This window comes from Rothia nasisuis (assembly GCF_928381405.1).
Classification (GTDB): domain Bacteria; phylum Actinomycetota; class Actinomycetes; order Actinomycetales; family Micrococcaceae; genus Rothia; species Rothia nasisuis.
Window position 1 is genome coordinate 87,462 of the sequence record NZ_CAKMSB010000010.1, and the last position, 22,249, is coordinate 109,710.

The window sequence follows — 22,249 nt, forward strand, 5'->3', positions numbered from 1 at the left end:
TTACCCCCTCATGGTGGTCAACCAGAAATAGGCGGCATCGGTTTCTGAGACGGGGTTATCGCCGCTGGTGAGGGTGTTGAGGCGCACCAGGGAGTCTGTGTCAAGGTCGGCAGAGACATCGTTGATAATGTCTTTGACCTGTTGCGGTAGCTCCCCTGCTCGGGTGACAGGCACAATATTCTGAGCCAGCTGGGTGCCTTCAGGGTCGTCAAGGAGCAGGAGGTTGTTGGCGCTGATTTGGGCCGAGGCCGAGTACATGTAGGCCAGCTCTGTTTGGCCGGTAATCAGTTGCTCCGTCTGCTCGTCGCGGCCCTCCACCGTTCGGACGGCACCCGGGGTACACCCATAGTGGTCACTGAGCGAGGACGCCCCACTCAGGTTCGTATCGTAGTTGGCCGGGGCAACCAGGCCTAGCTCACCGCAGACAGAACCCAAATCACTCATGGTTGTGAGTTGGTGGGAGGCAGCTGTTGCCTGTGTAATGACATACCCGTAGCGGTCGGTGGCACTTGATGGGTTGAGCAGTTCAACGGTGCCGGGGAGGGCCCGGTCCACGTAGCTGACGATGTCATTGCTAGAGAGACCGCGAACGTTCAGACCGGTGGCGCTGGGGCTGGGCAGGGGGTTGGTGGTGGTATCCGATGTCACCGTTGATGTGGCGCTAGCTGCGGCAGCCTCACGGCGGCCCTCAATGATGGTGGGGCTCAGCTTTCCGTTATCGGTCAGGTACAGTAGCAGGTCACCCGAAAGATCGGGGGTGATGTGCACCAGGTCGGACGCCGGTGCCGTACCGGTTGCCTCAGGCGGGGCTGTGCTGGTGGGGTCAATCCCCATAGACTCAAAGTAGCTGGGGCGATTAGGGTCGGTTTCAACCACATCAACGCTGTAGCCCGCCCCTTCGAGGGCGGCCTCATAGATATAGGCCGCATGACGGGTCTCGGGGGTCAGCCCGGTACCGATGCGGAGGGTACCGATGGAGGCATCAGGGGTGGCGGTACTACCTGACTGCGGCGCGGTAGAAGAGCAACCACCCACAGTCAAAGTAACAATCAGGGCACAGGCTGCCCACGGTGTGCGGCGCATCAGGCACTCCTCTCACGGGCCACACGCGCCCAGGCGGCGGCGTCCTGATACCCCACCATGCGCGCAGCCTCATCAACCAGAGAATAATAAAAATGCGAATCTAGCTCAGTGAGCGGAATCCACTCTGCCCTGTCTGTGCTCCCGCCCACCTCATAGGTGAGCTCTCCGCCCGTCACATGCGCGGTGTAGATGGTGCGCAGGGCGCAAAAAGGACGGTCTTTGCCCGGCTCCGGCTCAAAATAGCCAGCGTGTACACCGAGCAGGGCATCAAGTTCTACAGTGTAGCCGGTCTCCTCAAACACTTCCCGCACCGCGGTCTGCCCCGGTTGCTCCCCCGGGTCCATACCGCCGCCAGGCAGCGTCCACCCCGGCTGAAGCTCCGGTAGGTGCGGTACCCACCGTGACAGCAGAATCCTACCCTCCTGCACGATCAGTGCGTAGGCAGCTGGGCGGGTATCCATAGACAGAGGCACAGGCACAGTCCTTTCGATGGGAACACACACCAGTCTAGTCTTTTTCGGCTTTACCCAGAGAAAACCGTTAGGCTCAAAGGTATGAGTATGACCGGCATGTACGCAGCAGAGACAAGCACCCTTGAAACCAGTGCCGAAACCGCCGGCACCATCATGGCCCGGCTCGCTAGCCTGGATTTTTGGCTCGGCGCTCCCCTGCGTATTCTGATTATTATCATTGTTGGCTTTATTCTGCACGGGCTGGTGCGAGTGGTCATCCGCCATGTTACAGACTCCATAGCCCGCGGCACCCAGCAGCGCGTTGTCACCGCCGACCGCAAGAAACCGGGCCGTGCTATCCGCTGGAAAACAGATACCTCCCTCTCTAGCGCCCGCCAGTCCCAGCGGGCCCAGACCGTGGGTTCGGTTCTACGGTCGGTCTCATCCATTGTGATTTGGATGGTTGTGGTTGTCATGATTATTGCCGAGCTGGGCTTTAACATCGCGCCGGTGATTGCCTCAGCCGGTGTGGTCGGTGTAGCCCTTTCCTTCGGCGCCCAGTCACTGGTGAAAGACTTTCTCTCCGGTATCTTTATTGTCGCCGAAGATCAGCTAGGTATCGGCGACTGGGTTGATTTAGGCGAGGCTGAGGGTGAGGTTGAGGGCGTAGGGTTGCGCACAACCCAGGTGCGTGACGCCGCTGGCACCCTCTGGCATGTACGGAACGGTGAGATTCTGCGGGTGGGCAATTCCTCTCAGGGCTGGGCCCGCACCATCATTGATTTACCTATTCCGTACGAAGCTGATATCGACGAGATGGCAGATTTTCTTCTCACCTCTATCCGAGAGGCTGTCAAGCTACCAGGGATTAAAGAGAACGTGTCTGGGCGGCCTCAGTACCTGGGCGTTCAGTCGGTCACCGGTGAGCAGGTCACCCTGCGACTGACCGTTAAAACCGCTCCCTCAGAGCAGTTCGCGGTGGGCCGTAAACTCCGTGAACATCTCAAGAAGGCTATGGACGAGCGCGGTCTACGCATCCCGCCGGTCAACCAGTCGGTGGTTTCCCACGAGGTACCCGAGTCTTAGACAAGACCGGGTACACAACTCACTGATTTATCTGCCTTTGTTGCGGGGCGTCTTTTTCTGGGCCCCATGACGGCGCGGCTTGCCGCTTTTCTGCCCCCTGCGGCGTTTGCGGTCTTCGGCTTCACGTTTTTTGTTGGCGGCAACGCGTTTGCGCTTGGCCTCCTCCTTGTCACGGCGCCGCTTTTCAAGGGCTACCTCGCGGGAATCGCTTCCGCGGTGAGACGCAGCCGTGCGGCCACGTGTAATCCCCACAAAGTCCTGAATAATCTGCTCGCGGGCATCCTCGCGGGGTTCCTTCTTCCAGACCAGCAGAACTGGGTAGTAGCTCTCGCCCCCCTCAAGAGGGCGGTAGGTGAGGTCCTTGCGATGGTTGAGGCGGGCAACAGACAGCGGCACGATCAGCAACCCAAGACCGGCAGCGACCAGCTCAAAGGCATCAGCCTGATGCCGGATCTCGGTCAGAGCGCTGAGGGGTGCCACCCGGTGGGGATCTGCCCCCTCGGCCCAGCCCGGCACGTGAGCTGGGTTCTGGAGCAAAACCTCGTCGGCCAGCTCAGCTACGGGGACGCTCTCTAGGACGGTCAGTAGGTGGTCTTTGGGGAGGACGACTACGGGGGTCTCACGGTAGAGCTCGATCGCGTGATAGCGCTCTGTATCGCGGGCAACGGGCTCCTGGTCACCACGCAGTAGCACCAGGTCAGCGAAGGCGTCCAAGGCTGCCAGGCCCTGCCCCTCCACTAGAGCCACGTCAACGAGGGGAACAAGCGCACCGTAGCGCTCCCTCCAGCGGCTCACCCATTTGCCGGGCATCACACCGGGTACGAAGCCCACGCACAGCCCCGGAGCCTCACCGACCTGCGGGTAGCGGTCGGCGCGCTGCTCCAGCAGAAGATGGGAATGAGCCAGGATTGCTTCGTGCAGAGACACCGGTAGCTACTTTCGGTCGGAGGGAGAAGATACAGCCGCCGGTAGATTGGGCATGGAGCGGCGGCGTTCAACCCGTTTGACAATGACGATGACGGTGACGAGGGCGACCAGCACAAGGGCAGCGACGATGGGGTTTTCAAGCCAGAGCCACAGCACGGACAAGCCCACGGTTGCGTAGATGGCTCCCCAGATGAGGGTTCCTACCAGCATAGCCGGCACCCACCGGCGCAGGGGCATGCGGGTAACACCGGTGGTGAGAATAACTGCCGTCTGAAAACCCACTGTGAGAAAGCAGGCAGGTACAGCCAGAACACCCCAGCGGTTAACAAAGAGCTGAGCCCTCCGGTAGAGGGGGTGATTCATGAGAAGCCTAATCTTAGCGAATCGTTCCCCGCCGGTTGCCGCTAGCCGCCCCAGCCAGTAGATAAGAGAGGTGCGCACAATACCCACCGACCACATAAAGCCTGTGGCAGCAGTCCAGTGCAGACCTTCTAACCATTCCCTCACCCCTTTAGTCTACCGGGTACTTCGCACCGGCGGAGCTGACGGTACCGGGTGCTCTAGAGATGTGAGCAGGTGCCCACCCCGCTAGACGAGCTTAAGAGCCTTCATCTTTTTGAGGGCCTTGGGCAGTGACGCGTATATGTCCATGCGCAGTCCCACCGCCAAGAAATCGCTGCGGCCAGCCAGGTAGCCTAGGGCGTAGGCGTCCAGACCCGCGCCGGTAGCCTGTGGGCGTAGAGTGGCCAGCCAGTGACTCAGCGTCAGCTCATCGGTGAGCACACCCAGTTCACTCTGGAGGGCCTTAGCTCGGGTGAGAAGGGTGAACTGAGCTTTGGTCAAGGGCAGGCCTGCCTCAGAGCAGGCGGAGAGGCAGTAGCGCGCCGCCTTGGCCGCCTTGCGTATATCGTGCAAGCCTTCATCCCAGGTAGTGCTTTCTGAGAAGTCAGAGGCTCGCTGCGGCCAGGTACTCACGGTACGCTCTGCCTGTTTGACCAGGTTCTTGCGCAGGCGCTTAGCCACCTTGTTCAGATAATTTTCGCTGTTCAGGGGAAGATCTAGCACCTGAGGGAGCTCCTGTATCAGGGCAAGTAACCCCAGGTGAAGATCCAGGCGGCTAGCCGACTGCACACAGCGCTGGGCCTCTTTGAGGGCACTGCGGTCAGCCTGCTCAGCACATGCCTCAAAGGCTGAGTTTTCCTGCTTGGTCAGCAGTCCGTACTCTGCGAAGCCCTGGCGGGCCATGGGGTAGACCAGCTCGCCGTTACGGTGACGCTCCAGCTGACGGGCATAGGCCGCCAAGCCCTTCATCAGCCCGGCCACCTGCACCTGAACGGCATCGGTTCGGGTGTAGGGGGCGACCATATATTTGAGCACGCTCCGTAGTGCACGCGCAGCAACTCGCCCCCGGTGGGTTGAGTCAGGGGCACCTACCTGTATCAAAAGATCGGCCTGCACCAGTTGCCCCACCAGGCGGCTCATAATCCGCTCCACGAGCTGAACCGAATTCGGCAGGTCCGCAGGTTCCTCGGCCCTGGAGGCAACTGCCTTCTTTTTCTTCTTAGCCGCTTTCTTTGAGGGGGCAGGCGGGGTACCGGGCTTCTCTTGCTGTTCCCGATGAATTGCCAGACGGGCCTCGTAGGCAGCATCTTGCCCCAGGGCCCGCACAAGTTTGGCGGGTGACGACGACGGTTCGGCCCCCACCTTCTTCAGCACGGCACCGATTTCTTCAAAGAGGTGTGTGGCCTCGTCGCTCCTGGGTTCTACCCCCTCAAGCAGCTCGACCTCCCATTCGTGCCAGGTGCGTTCTTGCCCGGTTACGAGGTCTTGGGCGGTCACTGTATCGTCGCAAATTTCTGCAAGCGGGGTACCCTGCGCATCCGTAATTACCGTTCGCAGGCGACGGGTGTTCAGGGAGACCCGTGGCTGGGGCTCCTGGCCTGCGGCAGCTACTCGCACAAATTTTTTGACGGCGGCTGGCATTGTTGCACGATGGGCAAGCAGTGTAAAGCTGACCTCGTGGCGTGCATCTGCCGCATCGAACTTGATATGCCAGCCTTCGTCGTAGCCGCCCAGCCTGCGGCGCAGGGCAACCTTGTTCTTCCCTAAATCTCCTGCGGCGGTGTCATAGTAGGTGGCAGCTAGCTCCTCCAGCACTGGTTCACGTGCCTGCCAGCGATCAAAGCTCCAGACGGGCTGCGGGGCCGGGCGGCCCACATCGGTTATTTCAAACTTCTGTTCTACTTCGAGGTGGTGGTCGGCCATATAGCTGCCTTTCCGCTAGGCCCGACGGCGTTTCAGTACATCATCTAGGTTGAGAGCTGCAGCTTCTGCCAGGGTTGTGGTTTGGCTCAGCGGAGGTTGCTCGGTCTCGACCGGCTGTGGGAGAGGCCGCTGGGCCACAGGGGCGTCCAGGTAGGTGGGCCTGGGCACCTCGGTCACCTGCCAGCCGGTGTCGGGGAGGGCCTCATCCATACGCAGGCGGGATGCGGGTTGCTCGGCTTCGGCTACAGTTTCGGGGCTGGAGGCATGAGTACTGGGAGCTAGACGGTCGGGTAGGTGGTGGGTGCGGGCCTGGCGCAGGGCCTTGGCTGCATGGCTAACCGGCAGGGTTGTACGGGCCGGCGCTGGACGCTGTGGCGCAGGTGTGTGGGCTTCCTCCGGTATGGAATCCGCCGCGCTCTCCCCCGCTACCACCTGAGTAGCTGCTGCCCGGGCAGCGGGTACAGGGTGGCTGGCGGGGCCCAGCCGGTGGCCAGAGCCAGGGGCCGTACGGGCACGGCGATGAGCCCGGTCACGAAGCGCCAACAGACGCAGAGTAGCAAGGCAGGCCACCGATCCCAGGAGCAGGAAAAGAGCAGTTACACCCGAAAGGGTGGTCCAGATACTGGCAAGACCGACGCCCGCCGCAGAAAGTAACAGGGTCACAGCAAGACCAAAGAGGGCTACCCTGCCCCAGCGGTAGGTGAAGCCGGTACCCTGGGTGTCTGATGCCCGGTCTACTGAGCCCGATTCACCCCGATTCAGGTGGGGTGTGGCATCGCGCTCCGGCCCATCTGCCCCCTCAGAGGGTTCACTCACAGGGCCATCCCCGTACCCATCGTAGGTCTCTCGGTGGTTTTCAAGAATGTCAGCGGCAAACCGTTCAGCCCCAAAAGAAGTGGAGGTAGCTGCCTGACGGCGGCGGCTTACGATGGAAAAACCCACCACAACACACACCAGCAGAATGATGCCCGAGGTGCCTATCCAGCCCATCGGTACCCCCGTTCACGGTTCACGCATTCAAAGAATCTACGGCTCCTTATTCTACCCCAGCCCGCCTGCCAGCTAGGAGTAAAAACACCTTAGTTTCAGGGCCGAAAACATACGTGGCGGGGTGAGCGGTCACCCCGCCACCCCGCCGGAGGTATCACCCTGACTGCTCGGCCATTGCATCAGAGAGCAGACCCCTCACCTGCTCCGGCTCAGAGCACAGAATTCGTTCGCTAGATTGTGGCGGCAAAGTCCTTAATCCAGGCCCTGAGCTCGGGGCCCATGTCTTCACGCTCGGCAGCGAGAATCACGTTGGCCTTGAGATAGGAAAGCTTATCGCCCGTGTCAAAACGGCGCCCCTTGAAGACCACACCGTAGACCCCTTCACCTTCACCACTGCCCTGAGCAAGGGTTTGAAGGGCGTCTGTCAGCTGGATTTCATCACCGCGGCCGGGGGCGGTGTTCTCTAGGGTCTCAAAGACCCTGGGTGAAAGTACGTAGCGACCAATGACAGCCAGGTTAGAGGGTGCCTCTTCTCGCGCAGGCTTTTCAACGAGGTCGGTGACCTTAACGAAGCCGTTCTCACCTGCCACAGCCTCAACGGCTGCACAGCCATAGGCAGAAATCTGGTCTTCGGGTACCTCCATGAGAGCGACAACCGAGCCACCGGTCTTCTGCTGCACCTCAACCATGGTTGAGAGCAGGTCTTCTTTCTCATCAATCAGGTCATCTCCCAGGAGCACAGCAAAGGGCTCGTCACCCACATGAACCTTGCCGCGCAGAACCGCATGGCCCAAACCCTTGGGGTCACCCTGGCGGACGTAATGGATTTCGCCCAGTTCGTTGGAATCCTCAACGCTCTTCAGCAGGGCGTCCTTACCCTGCTCTGCGAGCTGCTGTTCCAGGCCGGGAACACGGTCAAAATGGTCTTCGAGGGCGCGCTTGTTGCGGCCGGTAATCATGAGGACGTCATACAGTCCAGCTCGGATAGCCTCTTCAACAACATATTGAATGGCGGGGCGATCAACGACCGGTAACATCTCTTTAGGAGTAGCCTTAGTCGCAGGAAGGAAGCGAGTGCCGAGACCTGCGGCAGGGATTACTGCCTTAGTCACGGAATGCGATTTTTTTACAGTCATACCCACCAGAATACCCAATCCCAGAGTTTGTTTACTCTAGGTCAGGTTGCGTGTAACGGTAAATTAATGGTTTGAGGCTTATTCAAACCTCCCACTGCCCCGGCTCCCCAGATTCGCGCTCGATTGAACCAGGGCTGCGCTCGGGCTTCATTGCCGGCCTGGACCACCTGACCACTTTTGAATAAGCTTCTTTGACGCCCCACATTCACAGGCAGAAAGTTCACCGCCATGCCCCAGCCCTCCCGCCTTTTCCCTGCTCACCGGGTGGCCCAGCACAAGGCCCTGGCCCGCTCTTACATTCGTCGGCGACGCAAGCACACACCTGTGACCGAAGAGATAGAGAGAAGGTTCACGCAACACCTATCCCAACTCATCGCCGAGCTAGAACCGGGGTCAACCCTCGCTGGTTTTCTCCCCCTGGCTACCGAGCCGCCTATTACCGGTGCGCTCCGGGAAGCTGTAGAACAGGGGCACACGGTGCTGGCTCCAGTCGTGCTCCCCCACCACCACCTAGGGTGGGTGCGCTGGCACCCCCAAGAGCCTACTCAGGTCAATTCCCTCGGCATCACAGAGCCTACCGGTGAACGTCTAGACTCCGGTGCCTTCGTTGAGGCCGACCTACGTCTGGTGCCTGCGCTTGCCGTTGACCGTCAAGGACGACGCCTGGGGCAGGGCGGTGGCTACTACGACCGGCTCTTTGAAATGCTGGGTGAGAAGGCACTCAGTCCCTCAACGGCGGGGGTAGTTTTTGACCGCGAGCTCCTGGATGGCCTGCCTGCCGAACCCTGGGATGCTCAGCTGAGCACCGTCGTCACTGAGGAGGGGGTTCGCAGGATCACCCCCAGCTCAACGCCGCCTGCCCGGTAGCGAGTACAATAACAGCCAGACTATATTCAGTGTCACTAAGACCCTATTGAAGTGGAGTACCTGTGCCCGTTTACGTGTATCAGTGCAAGAATTGCGGCTATGTTTTTGAACAGCGCCAGTCCCTGAGCGAGGAGGCGCTCACCACCTGCCCGCAGTGTAGTCAGGGCACCCTGCGTAAGAAGTTTGGGCAGGTCGGCGTGGTTTTCAAGGGCTCCGGTTTCTATGCCAACGACAAGGGCAAGTAGGGTCGTCTAGTTACCGGTGTGAGGGGCTCCTACCAGTTCGTTGGGAGCCCCCTGTTTTCCCCCTAGTAGTGGGGCGGCCGCTGTTCTTTGAGCCAGGTGTCCCGGTCATCCTCAGATGACGGGGGCACCCCAGTGGCTGGAGGCTGGGTCAGCCCCGCAAGCTGGGGCTCTTCCCCGCTGAAGGCTGAGCCTCCGGTTGCCCGCCTGTTACCCTGGCGTTTCTTCGGAACCGCCCGGTAGGCGGGGGCTTCTTGAACTTCGTCCCTGTTCTGCTCACTCACTCCGCTACTCCTGACCGATGCCCAGATAACTGGTGATGCGCCCTACAACAGCTTCGGGGTCGGTAAAGACCTCGATAGTCCAGCAGCTCAGGTGGTTCCATCCGGTGCGGGCCAGAAGTTCAGGGATCAGCCGGGAACGTTCACGCACGGTGAGGGCAGCGTAGGCATCTGATCCGTCAGAGATGAGGGCCAGGGGGACGCGCACAGGGCTGGTACGGTCAACGTCGTGCAGCACAGTGCGGCGAGTGCGGGGGCTTGCAACTGCGCCAGCATTCAGCGATTCAGCCTCACCGGTTACGATGAGCGACAACAGTGGCGAGTTGCTCTCGTGCAGGGTCACGCCGTGGTCGTTTAGCCGACGCACCACATCGCTCAGGAGCCAGTCACCCATGTCGATGGCTTCGAGGTTGTCGTTCGTCAAGAAATCGTTGCCCAGAAGCTGGCCGGTTATAGTCTGGGTACGTTTCCGGTCGGCATGGGCCTCCTGCTCCTTTCGGTAGGCCAGGAGCAAGCGGTAAAGATCAAAGGCACCGTATTCCAGACGTTGCGGGTCAAGGTCTTCAGGGGTAACGCAGGTGACTAGCCGGGTCAGGTGGCGCGCCCGGGTCACCGCGAGAACGAAGCTGGATCGCCCGTTGCGCTCTGATAGATAGCCGAATCGGTGGGCGGCACCTTGCGCACTCTTGCCCGCGCCCAGGGCAAAAATGATGACGTCCCGTTCCATATCAACGGCCCGCGACACATCAACCACGCGGAAGGGTTCTTCTTTTGCCACGAAAAAGGGGGCAAATTGGGGGTAGCGGTCAAGTAGCTGGCGCACAGCTTCAGCGATGCGCTGGGCGTGTCGGGCTGTTGTGGTGACCACCGCGAGGGACTGCTGGGGGCTCCGGTAGGCATGTTCGATGACCAGTTCGGCTACGCGCTGCACCTCCGGGCTAGGCGAGTCGAGGGAGGCGTTGTCTGAAACCCGCCCCGCCACGTCCAGGTATTCAACGGTGAGGGCGGGAACGCCGTCCGTTATCTCCTCCCCCCAGGGGTAGTGGGTCAGCGCCCCCTCGTAGAAGTGCTCGTTCAGGTAGCCGAAAAGGGCGGGGTCAACGGCACGGTTGACGGTGGACAGTGACCTGCCCGGGAGTACTTTCGAGAGCGCCTCAAAGGTGCTCACAATCTTCTGGTTGCGGGGCACAGGGGCGTTGTGGGCGACGGCTGACACCATGAAGGGAGCCGGGAAGCCGCTGTGTGGATCGCCCAGGGCGATGACCTGCTCAGCTCGAATCAGAGCCGGCAGGTTCGCCGCTAGAGGGGTAGATTCGGCATCCAGCAAGATGGCTGCGTCAAAGCGCATTCCCGTTGGGATTTTGCCAGAGAGGGAGAAGGGGCTGGCTACCCAGAGGGGCAGGAGCGTGGTGGCTACGGTCGGCGCCTGCTCTAGTACCTGGGCCAGGTTGAACTCGTGGCTGCGTAGCTGGCTCCGAAGAAAAGCCGCCTCCTGCTCGTAGTCACTGATTCGGCGCCGCCAGGTATCAGCGACAGTTGCGTGCAGACGGGCCGGGGCCGAGGCGATGTGAGAGTAGTCGGCCCGGCGGAAGCGTGTTTCGAGGTCACGGAGGGCGGCTCCACCCAAAATCTCAAGTTCCTGTGAGGCCAGCATCATCTCAAGGGCGGTCTGCCACCAGGCCAGTTCTAGCTCGGCCGCTACGTGCTCTTCGGTGAGCTGGCGCTCGTACAGGTCTTCAATGAACTCGCCCAGCCCCTGGGCGGTGAGTTCTTCCATCAGACTGACGCGCTCAGGAAGGGTGTGAAGTAGCCAGTCGTCATCGATGAGGGCGACCAGGCGATTTTCGAGCTGCCCCAAGGAGGTTCGGGCAAAGTCGGTTCCCGCTGGGGAGTCTTCAAGTACAATGGCTAAGCCAGCGAACTCCTGGTGAAGGGCAAGGAGGTCGGTGTGAAGCTGTTCCAGGTTGTGCGGCACGGTGGGTACCCGCTCGTCGGTCACCCAGCTCACCCATTCCTCGCGTTGCTCCTGAACTATAAAAAGGCTCTCGTGTAGGTCGGAGATGGTGACGCCAGGAACTATGTATTCTTTGGCAGCACGGCGTAGGCGGGAGCGCTGAACGCTGGACATTTCAATGCCGTGTTCCCTGCGCCAGGCACCGCTTGCTGTGGCGGCGATGAGGTCGGTAACAGGGCGGTCAAAGATTTCGGGGCGAAACCGGGTCAAGGTTTCAGCAATACGGGTAAGCAGGTCAAGCTGCTGGCCCCATTCCTCCATCGTGTCAGCCAGGCGCATGCCGGTTGTACCGCTGAGCAAACGCATCTGAGCTGAAACCCTGTCAAGACCAAACCGCAGTGACTTGACCAGGCTGTGCGCTGCTGCCGTGTCGTCACCGGTAGTGAGCTTGGCCCGGTGCCAGGCTGAGGCACGGGTGGAGGGGCGGTAGCCACCCAGCTCCCCCAGGCGTTGCAGTCGGGCCACAGTTTCGGCACGGTGCGTGAGAGCATCCATGGTGGATTGGCTCAAACGCACGTGGGTAGAGGGCGCGGGGTCCTGGGCCGTCAGGGCGGCCAGAGTCTGCAGGGCATCATAAACCGAGCACCCCCAGCGGGACTCAGTGAAGCGCAAGGATTCGGTGTGAGCACGGAGCTGGTTTCGGGTGGCAACAAGCTCCCGGTGCACCTCGGTGACGTTCGGTGCTGGGGCTTTCTCGTTACGAGAAATAGCCGCGATGAGCTCCCGGCGATACTCTTCTGCGTGCTTGTCAGCTAGCAGGTTAAAGGTGAGGTCGGTTAGGTGGGTACGTTCCAGCAGGCGGGAGAAGTCTGCCAGGGTGGAACGTTTCTCGCCCACCACCAGCACGGACTTCCCCTGACTGATTAGGGCTGCCGCCAGGTTAGTGGCTGCCCCCAGCTGATCAGTTCCGGGAGCAGCCGTCACGGTAAAAGAATGCCCTAGGTGGGCAAGATCAACGATTTCTTGGCCGCTGGAGTCCGCATCGACTACCAGCATGTCTGTATCAGGGTCCCGGCTATCGAGCGACTCACGGGTGTTGTAGATGGGGGCGACAAAGGGTTGCTCTAGCGGGTTCAGCTTGAGCTGGGCCAGCTCGCGCACCAGGGCTGTATGCGCGGTGGCGGGCAGCTCCCCGGTGCTTTCCTTCAGATCGGCAAACGTAGAAATCAGGTAGGTGGAGTGAATGGTCATGCCCGGAACCTCGCCGGTTGTGGCACGCATACGCTCAATGACAGGCTCGGGGTCAAGCCTGCGCATGGAGTTAGCCAGCTGGGCTACGTCCATGGTGCCCAAGTCTATGCCGTACTCTTTTTTAATCTGACGGACCATAGCCGGGTTCAGCTGGGCGGGCCCGGTCAGCTGAACCTCAAAATCGTCGCTGCTAGGGTGCGGGGTGAGGGCCAGGGGGGCCATCAGAATAGGAGCGATAAAACGCTTCTCGCCCACCAGGCCGTCCTCGCGCACGCTCCGCGATAGCCAGGAGGCAGTACCCGCTACAAAGTAACCCGCATCTAAGCCGTGGCCCGAAGCCAACTCAAAAATCTTGGTGCGCAAAGTGCGGGCAGCCACCATACCTGCCTCTAGCTTGGCCTTATCACGCAGGATCGTAGAGAGGCGGGTCTTACGGCCCATGAACATTTGGGCTACGCCCGAAGCGTTCGCATCCGTCAAATCAAGATGAACGTAGTCAACCTGGTTAAAGTCAAGCATGGCATCGGGGCCGGTGTAGATTTCCATCTGCTCTGCCCAGGCCTCAAGGCCTGCATGCACCTGAACTGCGCTTTCGGCATCAAGCCCTTCGCTATCAACTGTATCAACTGGCACGGCTGGATAAGCCGGAGATTGCTGGGGCTCGGGGGTGTGGGTGTGGCGCTCGGACTCGGGGGCGACCTGCTCGTTCACTGATGTACTCTGGCTTTCTGCACGCGTTTGGTTCTTTACCATCATAGATCTTTCTCTGCCCAAGCACCCGGAGCAACTGCCCTCTGTGCACCCGGGCTCACAGCTACATGCCTGCTTCTTATGCCTAGGCGGTAGCCAGGTTGAAATAGGCCAGCAGGGTCACCAGAGACAGGAGGCCCAGCAGGGCCATGCCGCCCAGCAATACCCAGCGCAAGCGGGGGGCGAAGGGATCTCGCGGTTCACCCCAGAGAGAGCGGGTGTAGAAATAGCTGAGCAGGAATCCGGGGATGTTACCCGTGAGTAGCTGCTGCACCACGGCAAACATACCGAAGATTCGTTCCGTGTTCTCGTTTTCGTTTTCTGCAGCGCGGAGCAGGCCGGCCATAATCAGCGACATACAGCTGACCATAAAGGCTAGGGCGATAGCAGGCTCATTCAGCATCTGACGGAAGTCAACGTTTTCTCCGCTAGAGACCGCAAACTGGTAGAAGAAGAATACAAAAGGGCTGATAAGCCAGTACCAGAACATAAAGGTGCGCAGGCGGTGGGTGTCGCGTAGGGCGTAGAGCAGGGAATTCATGGTTTCTTTTCTTTGCTATCAATGTACTGAATGTACTGGCGCACCGTGTAATCCAGCAGAACAGTCAGGGCGACGAAGGAGTGGTAGGGCTCCTTGGTGCTGAGAGTAACGGTAGGGGTCGACTCATAGTGCAACGAAAACTCAGCGGCAGCCGAAATGGTATTGACACCCAAGGCTGTAATGGCGATCATCGGAACCTTACGGGCAGCTAGGGCACGCACGGTCGGCAGGGCACTGGCGGTCTCCCCCGAGAGGGAGGCAATAATAACCAGGTCTTCGGGCTTCATGACCCCGATAGACCCCCGGAATTCGCTGGAAGCGGGGATAACGTGGGTAAACTTGCCGCAGGCCAGCATTGATTTTGAGAACTCTTGAATGGCGGTACGCTGGGCAAAGCCGGTGCCGTAGCAGTATATAGTGCGGGCGTTTTCAATTTTGCGCACAATAGGGTCGAAGTCAATATTCATCAGCCCCTCATAGGTTTTGAGAATATCGTTGCGGCCGCTTTCTAAAAAGTTGGTGGGCCGGTCGCTCGACTCGATGAGTGAATTTTTCACAAAAAACTTAAGTTCTGCAAAGCCCGAAAAACCGAGCTTCTTGGTCAGACGTATGATGCTGGATGTCGAGGAGAAGGTCTTGTGAGCCAGCGCGCTAATGGTGGAGTCAGCAACGAATTGTTCGTTGTTGAGCATGAAAGCGAGAATCTCGCGTTCAGTATCGCTCAGACGGCTCTGATGCGCGTTGACGAGTTCCTGTAAGTCCACCAAAGGGCTCCTGAGTTTTGCGGTCACTGCAGTTCTATACAGTATAGGTGCAAAATCTTCAGGAGCCCTGAGGTGTGGGGTGGTGGGTTGGCGGCCGGTTCAACTCCGGCGCAGAACCCGTTTATTTACCGGCGTTGACCATTTCTTCAAACTTGTCACGCACCTGGGGTACGTCCATACCGACGATAACCTGCAAGGCCTTACCCTTGTTGACCAGGCCGAGGGCACCGGAAGACTTGAAGTCAGCCTCGGTGGCGACCAGTGAGGGGTCATCAACGGAGACGCGCAGGCGGGTGGCGCAGTTGTTCACATCGGTGATGTTCTGTGCGCCGCCCAGCAGGGCCAGGAAGTCGGTTGCGCGCTGGGTGTAGGGGTCAGCGGCTACAGCGGTGGCCGTAGCAGCGCCTGCACCAGCGGCAGCTGCATCATCAGCGCCCAGGGTTCCGTTCTTCTTGGCTTCCTTGTAGTCAGCCTTGCTGTAGAGCTTGGTTTCTGCGCCGTCTGCCTCACGACCGGGAGTCTTGAAGTCGAACTTGAGAATCAAGAAGCGGAAGACCACGAAGTAGATCAGGGTAAAGCAGAGACCGATAGCAATCTGAGTCATGACCATGCCGGAGTGGTTCTGCCAGAGCGGAATCCAGTTCTGGAAGAGGAAGTTATCGAGCAGACCGCCGCCCATATTACCGACCACACCGAAGGCGTACATGGTAGCTGCCATGGTTGCTGCTAGAACAGCGTGGACCGCGAACAGCGGGGGTGCCAGGAAGAGGAAGGTAAATTCGAGGGGCTCGGTGATGCCAATCAGCATAGCGGTCAGAGTCACGGGGAGCAGAAGCGCCAGGGTTTCCTTGCGCTTTTCCTTGCGGGCGGTGAAGTAGAAGGCTGCTGCGATACCGACAGAACCAAAGACCTTGGAGTTACCGTGCAGAGCAAAGCCACCACCGGGGAAGATTTCCTTCAGGGGGCCCTGGTGGGCTGCAAACTCTGACAGGTGCAGAGCCCAGTACTTGGTAATGCCGTCCGGAACAACTGCGGGGCCGAAGACAAAGGGAGTGTAGATGAAGTGGTGCAACCCAGTAGGAATCAGGATGCGTTCAAGGAAGGTGTAGAGCCACACGCCGAAGATGCCGGACGAGATGAAGAACTCCTGCATGTTGCCGATGCCGTGCTGGATAGTGGGCCAGACAGCAACGAAAGCCAAGGCGATGGGCATCATCAGGAAGAAGCCCAGGATGTACACAAACTGGGTGCCCTGGAAGATACCGAGGAAGTCGGGCAACTTGGTGTTGAAGTAACGGTTGTGCAGCCACACAACGATAGCAGAGATGATAATTGCACCGAAGATGCCGGTGTCGAGGGTCTTGATACCCGCAATCATCTTCAGACCGGTGCCTGCGGCTCCTTCTGACAGGTCAACGGTGTAGTCAACCCCGAAGTTGCTGCCCCAGATGTTGAGGATGGCGGCAACAAAGTAGTTGAAGGTCAGGTAGACCATGCCCGCTTCGAGTACAGCACGAGCCTGCGCGTGCTTAGCCAAAGCGATGGGAAGACCTAGAACAAAGAGGAGTTCCATCTGGTTGAAGACAGTCCATGCACCGGACTCCCACAGGGACCAGAAGTTGTACCAGCCGGTACCTTCGGCAGCGATGCCACCGAGTAGCTGCTCGTTCTTGCAGATAATGGCGATACCCACTGCAAGACCGGCGAAAGCAAAGAGAAGCACCGGGGCCAGCATGGCTGAGCCGAAGCGCTGAATCTTCTCCATCATCGGATAAGAACCTTTCGTGATTAGGTGCCCGCTCCCCCAGCTCTTAACTGCAGCCCTGGGGTGTGTGGAGCGACACCCGTGTGATTACTAGGCTTATCTAACCACTCTTTGACGTGAAAAAGCGGCGATTAAGCTCACTTTGGCATTAATGCCACGAAACGGAACAATTTTCGACAGGAGGTAAAAGTTTCGTCGTTTCTGAACCTTACCCAGGAGAGCCAGAGTGGGGCTACACACCTAGGATTAATAGAGCATAGAGGTTTATTCAAAGTCCTTTTACCAGCTCCCCAGGCGCGCACTCGTGACGGGCCTTAGGTCACCTGATTACTTTTGGATAAACCTCATCAATCCCCTCAACACCGAGCTCAGCTTCCACACAATTGTGGCGGTTCACTCGAAGGCTTACTCACAAGAATCTAGTTCTTTGCTGGCACCCAGGCTACACCCCTGTAGCCGACCGGCTGACAGCTGACCCTAGGGGCACTTGTGGTGAGGGGCACGTGAAGAATATTTGTTGAATGAGCCTCATGAAACTTTTAACCCTTAACACCCACAGTTGGCTAGAGGTGCATCAGATACCGAAAATATATGAACTGGCTCAGTTCATCGCTCAAGAAAAAATTGATGTGGTGGCCTTGCAAGAAGTCAACCAGTTCATTCATTCACCGGTGGTTGAGGCCCCCGCCCACTTTGGCGGCGGGGCTGATCGCCCGGTGCGGGCCGATAACTACGCCCTGCTCCTGAACCAGTTCCTAGCCAAACTTGATCAGCCCTACCACTGGGGTTGGTCAGTGGCCCACCGCGGCTTTGGACGCTACGACGAGGGCGTCGCAGTGCTCACCCGCACCCCTTTCCAGCGGCTTGAGATGCTTGACCTTTCGCCCAGCCACACCTATGAGGACGTCCCCCGCCGGGTGGCCATAGCCGCGCAGCTGGGCGCTGAGTTCGGTGGCATCTGGGTAGCGAGCGTCCACATGAGCTGGTGGGCGCTGGGAGCCGCCCCGCTCTTTGCCGACGAGTTCACTCAGCTAGAGACGCAGATCCGTGAACTAGCCGGAGGCGCCCCCGTAATCTTGGCAGGAGACTTCAACAATGCGGCCCAGGTAACGGGTGAAGGCTATGACCTGATGCAAGATAGAGGCTGGATTGATACCTACCAGGTCGCCGAGCAGGTCACCGGTGAGTTCACCGTTCACAAGTCTATTCACGGCTGGGATAACCTGAACCAGGCCCTGCGTATCGACCTGGTACTCACCGACCGGCCCACGCGCGTCACTACCCACGACGTCATTTTCCCCGATACCGACGAAACCGCAATCTCAGACCACTCCGGCCTGCTACTCACCCTCGATATCTAGCCAAACCGCAAAGGAGCACATGATGGAACGCGAAACCCAGTGGTGGCAAGAACCCGTTGTCTACCAGATCTACCCTCGGTCATTCAACGATTCCAACGGCGATGGGATCGGTGACCTACCCGGCATCACCGAAAAGATCCCCTACCTGACCAAACTGGGGGTAGACGTCGTCTGGCTTTCCCCTATCTATGCCTCGCCCAACGACGATAACGGCTACGACATCAGCGACTACCGGGCCATTATGCCCGAGTTCGGCACCATGGCCGATTTTGACGAGCTACTCGCAACCGCCCATGAGGCCGGTATCAAGATTATGATGGATCTGGTCGTCAACCATACCTCTGACGAACACGACTGGTTCGTACAGGCCAAGAGCAGCCGAGATAATCCCTACCGCGACTACTACATCTGGAAGGACCCGGCAGGCTACACCGCAGATGGTACCCCCATTCCACCCAACAACTGGGTGGCCGCCTTTTCGCCTTCGGTCTGGGAGTGGGAGCCGGTGACCGAGCAGTTCTACCTGCACCTCTTCTCCACCAAGCAGCCCGACCTCAACTGGGAGAACCCGGTGGTGCGCGGCGAAGTCTATGACCTGATGCGCTTCTGGCTAGATAAGGGAGTCGACGGCTTCCGCATGGACGTCATCAACCTCATCTCCAAGGACCCGGCCTACCCCGACGACCCCCAGGTAGCAGCCGGTGGCAGCACCGACTCCATCACCATGGCGGCCAACGGCCCCCGCGTCCACGAATACCTGGCAGAGATGAACCGGGAGGTCCTCTCCCACTACCCCGTCATCACCGTAGGTGAAGCCCCCGGAGTCACCACCACCGACGGCCTGCTCTACACCGGTTTTGACCGCGGCGAACTGCAAACCCTCTTCCAGTTCGAGCACATGGGCGTGGACGCCAACCCCAACCCGGCTTTGGGCAAGTGGAACGATGAGCGCTTCGATTTGCGCGACCTCAAACGAATCCTCACCAAGTGGCAGGTCGATCTGGCAGGTAAGGGCTGGAACGCCAACTACTGGAACAACCACGACCAGCCCCGCGCCGTCTCCCGCTTCGGCAACGATTCGGCCGACTACCGGGTGCTCTCAGCCAAGATGCTGGGAACCGTGCTGCACGGCATGGCAGGCACCCCCTACATCTACCAGGGTGAAGAACTGGGCATGACCAACGTCTTCTTCACCGACCTGGCCGACTATAACGACCTAGAAACCCACGACCACTACGCCAAGCTGGTCGGCTCAGGCGTGGTCGACCACGACACCATGATGCGCTACATCTCAGCCTCAGGCCGCGACAACGCCCGCACCCCCATGCAGTGGACGGCCGGTACGCACGCAGGCTTCACCAGCGGCACCCCCTGGATTGGGCTCAACCCCCGCTATACCGAGATCAACGCTGAAGCGGCGCTAGCCGATGAGTCCTCGGTCTTCTACCACTACCGCGACCTCATCCGTCTGCGCCACGCCCACCCAATCATGGTCAACGGTATCTACGAGCTCATTGACTCAGCAGAAGTGCCCGCTACCGAGGACGGCGAAGTCTACGCCTACCTGCGCCAGGGCACCGGCCCCACCGAGGGCCAAACCCTGCTGGTTGCCGCCAACTTTACCGACCGCGTCCTCACCCGCACCTTCACCGAACCGGCAGGTGAGCGCACCCTAATCAGTAGCAACTACACCGACGATCAAGGCGCAACCCTGCGCCCCTACGAAGCAAAGATTTACCTCTACGAAAGGGACTAGCCCCATGGCAGATCATTCAGGAAAAACCTGGTGGAAGGAAGCGGTCGTCTACCAGATTTGGCCGCGCAGTTTCAACGACTCCAACGGCGACGGTATCGGCGACATCCCCGGTATCACCGCCCGCCTGCCCTACCTGGCAGAGCTGGGGATTAACGTCATCTGGCTCTCGCCTATCTATGCCTCACCCAACGACGACATGGGCTACGACATCTCGGACTACCGGGCCATTATGCCCGAGTTCGGTACCATGGACGACTTCGACCAGATGCTAGAGACCGCCCACTCCTTAGGTATTAAGATTCTGATGGACCTGGTCGTCAACCACTCCTCGGATGAGCACGAATGGTTCGAAAAGTCACGGGCCTCCCGCGATAACGACTACCGCGACTACTACATCTGGCGGGATTCCTCAGGGGTTGATGAGGACGGCAAGCCTCTGCCCCCCAACAACTGGGGTAGCGAGTTCGGCGGCCCCGCCTGGGAGTATGACGAAACCACCGACCAGTGGTACCTGCACATGTTCTCCCGCAAGCAGCCCGACCTCAACTGGGAGGACCCGCGCGTCCGCCAGGAAATCTTTGACCTGGTCACCTTCTGGCTCGATAAGGGTGTTGACGGCTTCCGCCTGGATGCCATCAACATCATTTCCAAGCCCGAGGGCCTGCCCGATGACCCCAGTGTGGACCCCGAGAAGCACTCCTCGTCGATTCCTTTCGTAATTGAAAACGGCACCAGGGTGCACGAGTGGATGCACGAGCTCAACATGGCAACCTTCGACAGGTACGACTGCATGACCGTGGGTGAAATGAGCGCCACCGGCCCCGAGGAGGCCGTGCAGTTCTCAGGCTTCACCACCGATGAGCTGCACATGATTTTCCACTTTGAGCACATGGCCCTGGATTCTGACCTCAAATCCGGTATGGGCAAGTGGTCTTACAAGCCCGTGCAGCTGACGGAGATGAAGGAAATCTTGAACACCTGGCAGACTGAGCTGGACGGCAAGGCCTGGGGCTCTCTCTACTGGAACAACCACGACCAGCCCCGCGTGGTCTCCCGCTTTGGTAACGACTCGCCCGAGTACCGGGAGCTCTCAGGCAAGATGCTGGCCACCGTGCTGCACGGTATGCAGGGCACCCCCTACATCTACCAGGGTGAAGAGTTTGGCATGACCAACGTAAAGTTCGACTCGATTGAAGATTACAAGGACCTGGACTCCATTAACTTCTACACCGACATGGTCACAGAGCACGACCGTATGTCACCCGAGACCGCCATGGAACTCATCTACGCTAAGGGCCGCGACAACGCCCGCACCCCGGTGCAGTGGTCTGCCGAACCCGGGGCTGGTTTCACCACCGGCACCCCCTGGATTGGGCTGAACGAGAACTACACCGAGATTAATGCTGACGAGGCTGTGGGGCGTGAGGGCTCCCTCTGGCACTACTACCGCCAGCTGGTAACCCTGCGCCGCGGCGAGCTGAAAGACCTGCTGGTCTATGCTTCTTTCGTGCCCCTGGACCCCGAAGATTCTGAGGTCTACGCTTATGAGCGCCACGGGGAGGGCGAGAAGCTACTGGTCGTCGCTAACTTTACTGACGGCGTCCTGACCCGCACCTACGCCGTGCTGGAGGGCACGGACGCCCAGGTGGTGCTGGCTAACTACGCGGACGCCGCCGAGCAGGCTGCTGGCTCTGAGCTGACCCTGCGCCCCTACGAGGCCCGGATCTACCGCGTCACCTCCTAATCCTAGGTACCATCTAAATCGGAAAAACCCACCTAGTTCGTGGGTTTTTCTGAGTTAGATGGTCTTTTCTATTCACCGGTGCGTGATACGCTGTGAACGCTCAATCACTTTAGAGAAAGGCCTCTCATGGCTATCCAGTTCAACCCCTACTTCACCTTCGCCGGTAACGCCCGCGAAGCCATCGAATTCTACGCTGAGGTTTTCGGCGGCGAGCTTCAGCTGGCAACTTTCAAGGACTTCCAGGCCCCCGTCGCCCCCGAGCAGGAAAACTTGGTTATGCACGCCGAACTCATCACCGAGCACGGCTTTAACCTGCGCGTCTCCGACGGTGCAGCCCTCTCCGAAGCCCCTGCCCAGGCCACCACCAACATGGAGGCCTCCCTCATCGGCCCCACCGAGGACGTCGACACCGCCCGCCCCTGGTTCGACAAGCTCTCTGACGGCGCAACCAACGTCCAGCCCCTGACCGCTGCCCCCTGGGGCGCCACCTTCGGCTCCCTCACCGACAAGTACGGCATCGCCTGGATGTTCAACTTCGGCGGGTAAAACATAGGCCTACACAGAACCCACCACACTCTTTCCGAATGTGGTGGGTTTTACTTCTTTATGGATACACTCTTGGAGGCTTATTCAAAAGTGTCTTCGCCTCGGCTACCCAGGCTCGTGCTCGCTGTCGACTCTCTCGCCTAGTGATGAGCACCGAGCTTCCGAGCGCGCAAGGAAAATAGTCTCAGCGCGAATTTGGCGAGCTTGCTAGCCAGTCAGCGAATCAGGCAAGAAGGTCAGTTCATCGTTGCCGCGCCCAAAGCTGTCTTAAAGACTTTTGAATAAGCCTCTATGTCTAAGACCTGCAAAAAAAATTCACCTCGTTTTAAGCCAAAAACCTAGAAGCCCCACCACAGCCAGAGTAAACTCACACACCAACAACACCTACCAGCACAGAAAGACCTGCCCCATGTCTCATAACCTCGGTGCCATTGAAAGCGATGTTGAATTCAACTTCACCCACGCAGAGAGCCTCAAAACCGCTTTCA

General features: G+C 59.3%; 19 protein-coding genes. 7 read left to right on the forward strand and 12 right to left on the reverse strand.

All coding sequences use genetic code 11. The features are described 5' to 3' along the window. Positions 1–1,083 (reverse strand): glycine betaine ABC transporter substrate-binding protein, encoded by a 1,083-nt coding sequence (locus tag L6966_RS09030; protein WP_083090684.1) that lies wholly within the window; start codon positions 1,081–1,083, stop codon positions 1–3. Next, positions 1,083–1,556, reverse strand: coding sequence for an NUDIX hydrolase (locus tag L6966_RS09035; RefSeq protein WP_237224651.1), 474 nt, complete (start codon positions 1,554–1,556; stop codon positions 1,083–1,085). Before L6966_RS09035 ends, L6966_RS09030 begins: the two co-directional genes overlap by 1 nt. Positions 1,557–1,643: 87 nt before the next feature. Here L6966_RS09035 and L6966_RS09040 point away from each other — a divergent pair, with 87 nt between their 5' ends. Beyond that, entirely contained in the window at positions 1,644–2,621 is a 978-nt protein-coding gene (locus L6966_RS09040; RefSeq protein WP_180377783.1) for a mechanosensitive ion channel family protein, read from the forward strand. A 27-nt stretch (positions 2,622–2,648) separates the two neighbouring features. Here the strand turns inward: L6966_RS09040 and L6966_RS09045 are convergent, their stop codons facing one another. From L6966_RS09045 to galU, 5 genes are all read right to left on the reverse strand, one after another. After that, a complete protein-coding gene (locus L6966_RS09045) occupies positions 2,649–3,548 on the reverse strand; it encodes a LysR substrate-binding domain-containing protein (protein WP_237224652.1) in 900 nt (299 codons plus the stop codon). 6 nt (positions 3,549–3,554) lie between these two features. Continuing rightward, positions 3,555–4,055 (reverse strand): DedA family protein, encoded by a 501-nt coding sequence (locus L6966_RS09050; RefSeq protein ID WP_237224653.1) that lies wholly within the window; start codon positions 4,053–4,055, stop codon positions 3,555–3,557. An 81-nt stretch (positions 4,056–4,136) separates the two neighbouring features. Beyond that, positions 4,137–5,813: a CYTH and CHAD domain-containing protein gene (locus L6966_RS09055; RefSeq protein WP_237224654.1), complete on the reverse strand. Its 1,677-nt coding sequence runs from the start codon at positions 5,811–5,813 to the stop codon at positions 4,137–4,139. A 15-nt stretch (positions 5,814–5,828) separates the two neighbouring features. Next, positions 5,829–6,803, reverse strand: a complete 975-nt coding sequence (locus L6966_RS09060) for a hypothetical protein (protein WP_237224655.1) — start codon at positions 6,801–6,803, stop codon at positions 5,829–5,831. A 230-nt stretch (positions 6,804–7,033) separates the two neighbouring features. Then, positions 7,034–7,939 carry a UTP--glucose-1-phosphate uridylyltransferase GalU gene (gene galU, locus L6966_RS09065; RefSeq protein ID WP_083090701.1) on the reverse strand — a complete coding sequence of 302 codons (906 nt, stop codon included), beginning with the start codon at positions 7,937–7,939 and terminating at the stop codon, positions 7,034–7,036. 228 nt (positions 7,940–8,167) lie between these two features. Between galU and L6966_RS09070 the strand changes: the two genes are divergently transcribed. Both L6966_RS09070 and L6966_RS09075 read left to right on the forward strand, forming a co-directional pair. Further along, positions 8,168–8,806 (forward strand): 5-formyltetrahydrofolate cyclo-ligase, encoded by a 639-nt coding sequence (locus L6966_RS09070; protein ID WP_237224656.1) that lies wholly within the window; start codon positions 8,168–8,170, stop codon positions 8,804–8,806. 62 nt (positions 8,807–8,868) lie between these two features. Next, positions 8,869–9,051, forward strand: a complete 183-nt coding sequence (locus tag L6966_RS09075) for an FmdB family zinc ribbon protein (protein WP_083090691.1) — start codon at positions 8,869–8,871, stop codon at positions 9,049–9,051. A 62-nt stretch (positions 9,052–9,113) separates the two neighbouring features. Here the strand turns inward: L6966_RS09075 and L6966_RS09080 are convergent, their stop codons facing one another. The 5 genes from L6966_RS09080 to L6966_RS09100 form a co-directional block, all read right to left on the reverse strand. Next, a complete protein-coding gene (locus L6966_RS09080; RefSeq protein ID WP_083090692.1) occupies positions 9,114–9,332 on the reverse strand; it encodes a hypothetical protein in 219 nt (72 codons plus the stop codon). Positions 9,333–9,336: 4 nt separating this feature from the next. Next, positions 9,337–13,290 (reverse strand): DEAD/DEAH box helicase, encoded by a 3,954-nt coding sequence (locus L6966_RS09085; protein ID WP_237224657.1) that lies wholly within the window; start codon positions 13,288–13,290, stop codon positions 9,337–9,339. A gap of 79 nt (positions 13,291–13,369) precedes the next feature. After that, a complete protein-coding gene (locus L6966_RS09090) occupies positions 13,370–13,825 on the reverse strand; it encodes a hypothetical protein (protein ID WP_083090693.1) in 456 nt (151 codons plus the stop codon). Further along, complete coding sequence (locus L6966_RS09095; RefSeq protein WP_237224658.1) at positions 13,822–14,616, reverse strand: MurR/RpiR family transcriptional regulator; 795 nt, start codon at positions 14,614–14,616, stop codon at positions 13,822–13,824. Before L6966_RS09095 ends, L6966_RS09090 begins: the two co-directional genes overlap by 4 nt. Positions 14,617–14,710: 94 nt before the next feature. Next, complete coding sequence (locus L6966_RS09100) at positions 14,711–16,357, reverse strand: alpha-glucoside-specific PTS transporter subunit IIBC (protein WP_083090695.1); 1,647 nt, start codon at positions 16,355–16,357, stop codon at positions 14,711–14,713. A gap of 527 nt (positions 16,358–16,884) precedes the next feature. Between L6966_RS09100 and L6966_RS09105 the strand changes: the two genes are divergently transcribed. The 4 genes from L6966_RS09105 to L6966_RS09120 all read left to right on the forward strand — a co-directional run bounded on the left by L6966_RS09105 (position 16,885) and on the right by L6966_RS09120 (position 21,761). Further along, positions 16,885–17,715, forward strand: a complete 831-nt coding sequence (locus L6966_RS09105; RefSeq protein ID WP_237224659.1) for an endonuclease/exonuclease/phosphatase family protein — start codon at positions 16,885–16,887, stop codon at positions 17,713–17,715. A 22-nt stretch (positions 17,716–17,737) separates the two neighbouring features. Further along, positions 17,738–19,471 (forward strand): glycoside hydrolase family 13 protein, encoded by a 1,734-nt coding sequence (locus L6966_RS09110; RefSeq protein ID WP_237233262.1) that lies wholly within the window; start codon positions 17,738–17,740, stop codon positions 19,469–19,471. Between the two features lie 4 nt (positions 19,472–19,475). Further along, a complete protein-coding gene (locus L6966_RS09115; protein WP_237233259.1) occupies positions 19,476–21,215 on the forward strand; it encodes a glycoside hydrolase family 13 protein in 1,740 nt (579 codons plus the stop codon). Between the two features lie 126 nt (positions 21,216–21,341). Further along, complete coding sequence (locus L6966_RS09120; protein ID WP_237233260.1) at positions 21,342–21,761, forward strand: VOC family protein; 420 nt, start codon at positions 21,342–21,344, stop codon at positions 21,759–21,761. Positions 21,762–22,249: the final 488 nt, after the last annotated feature.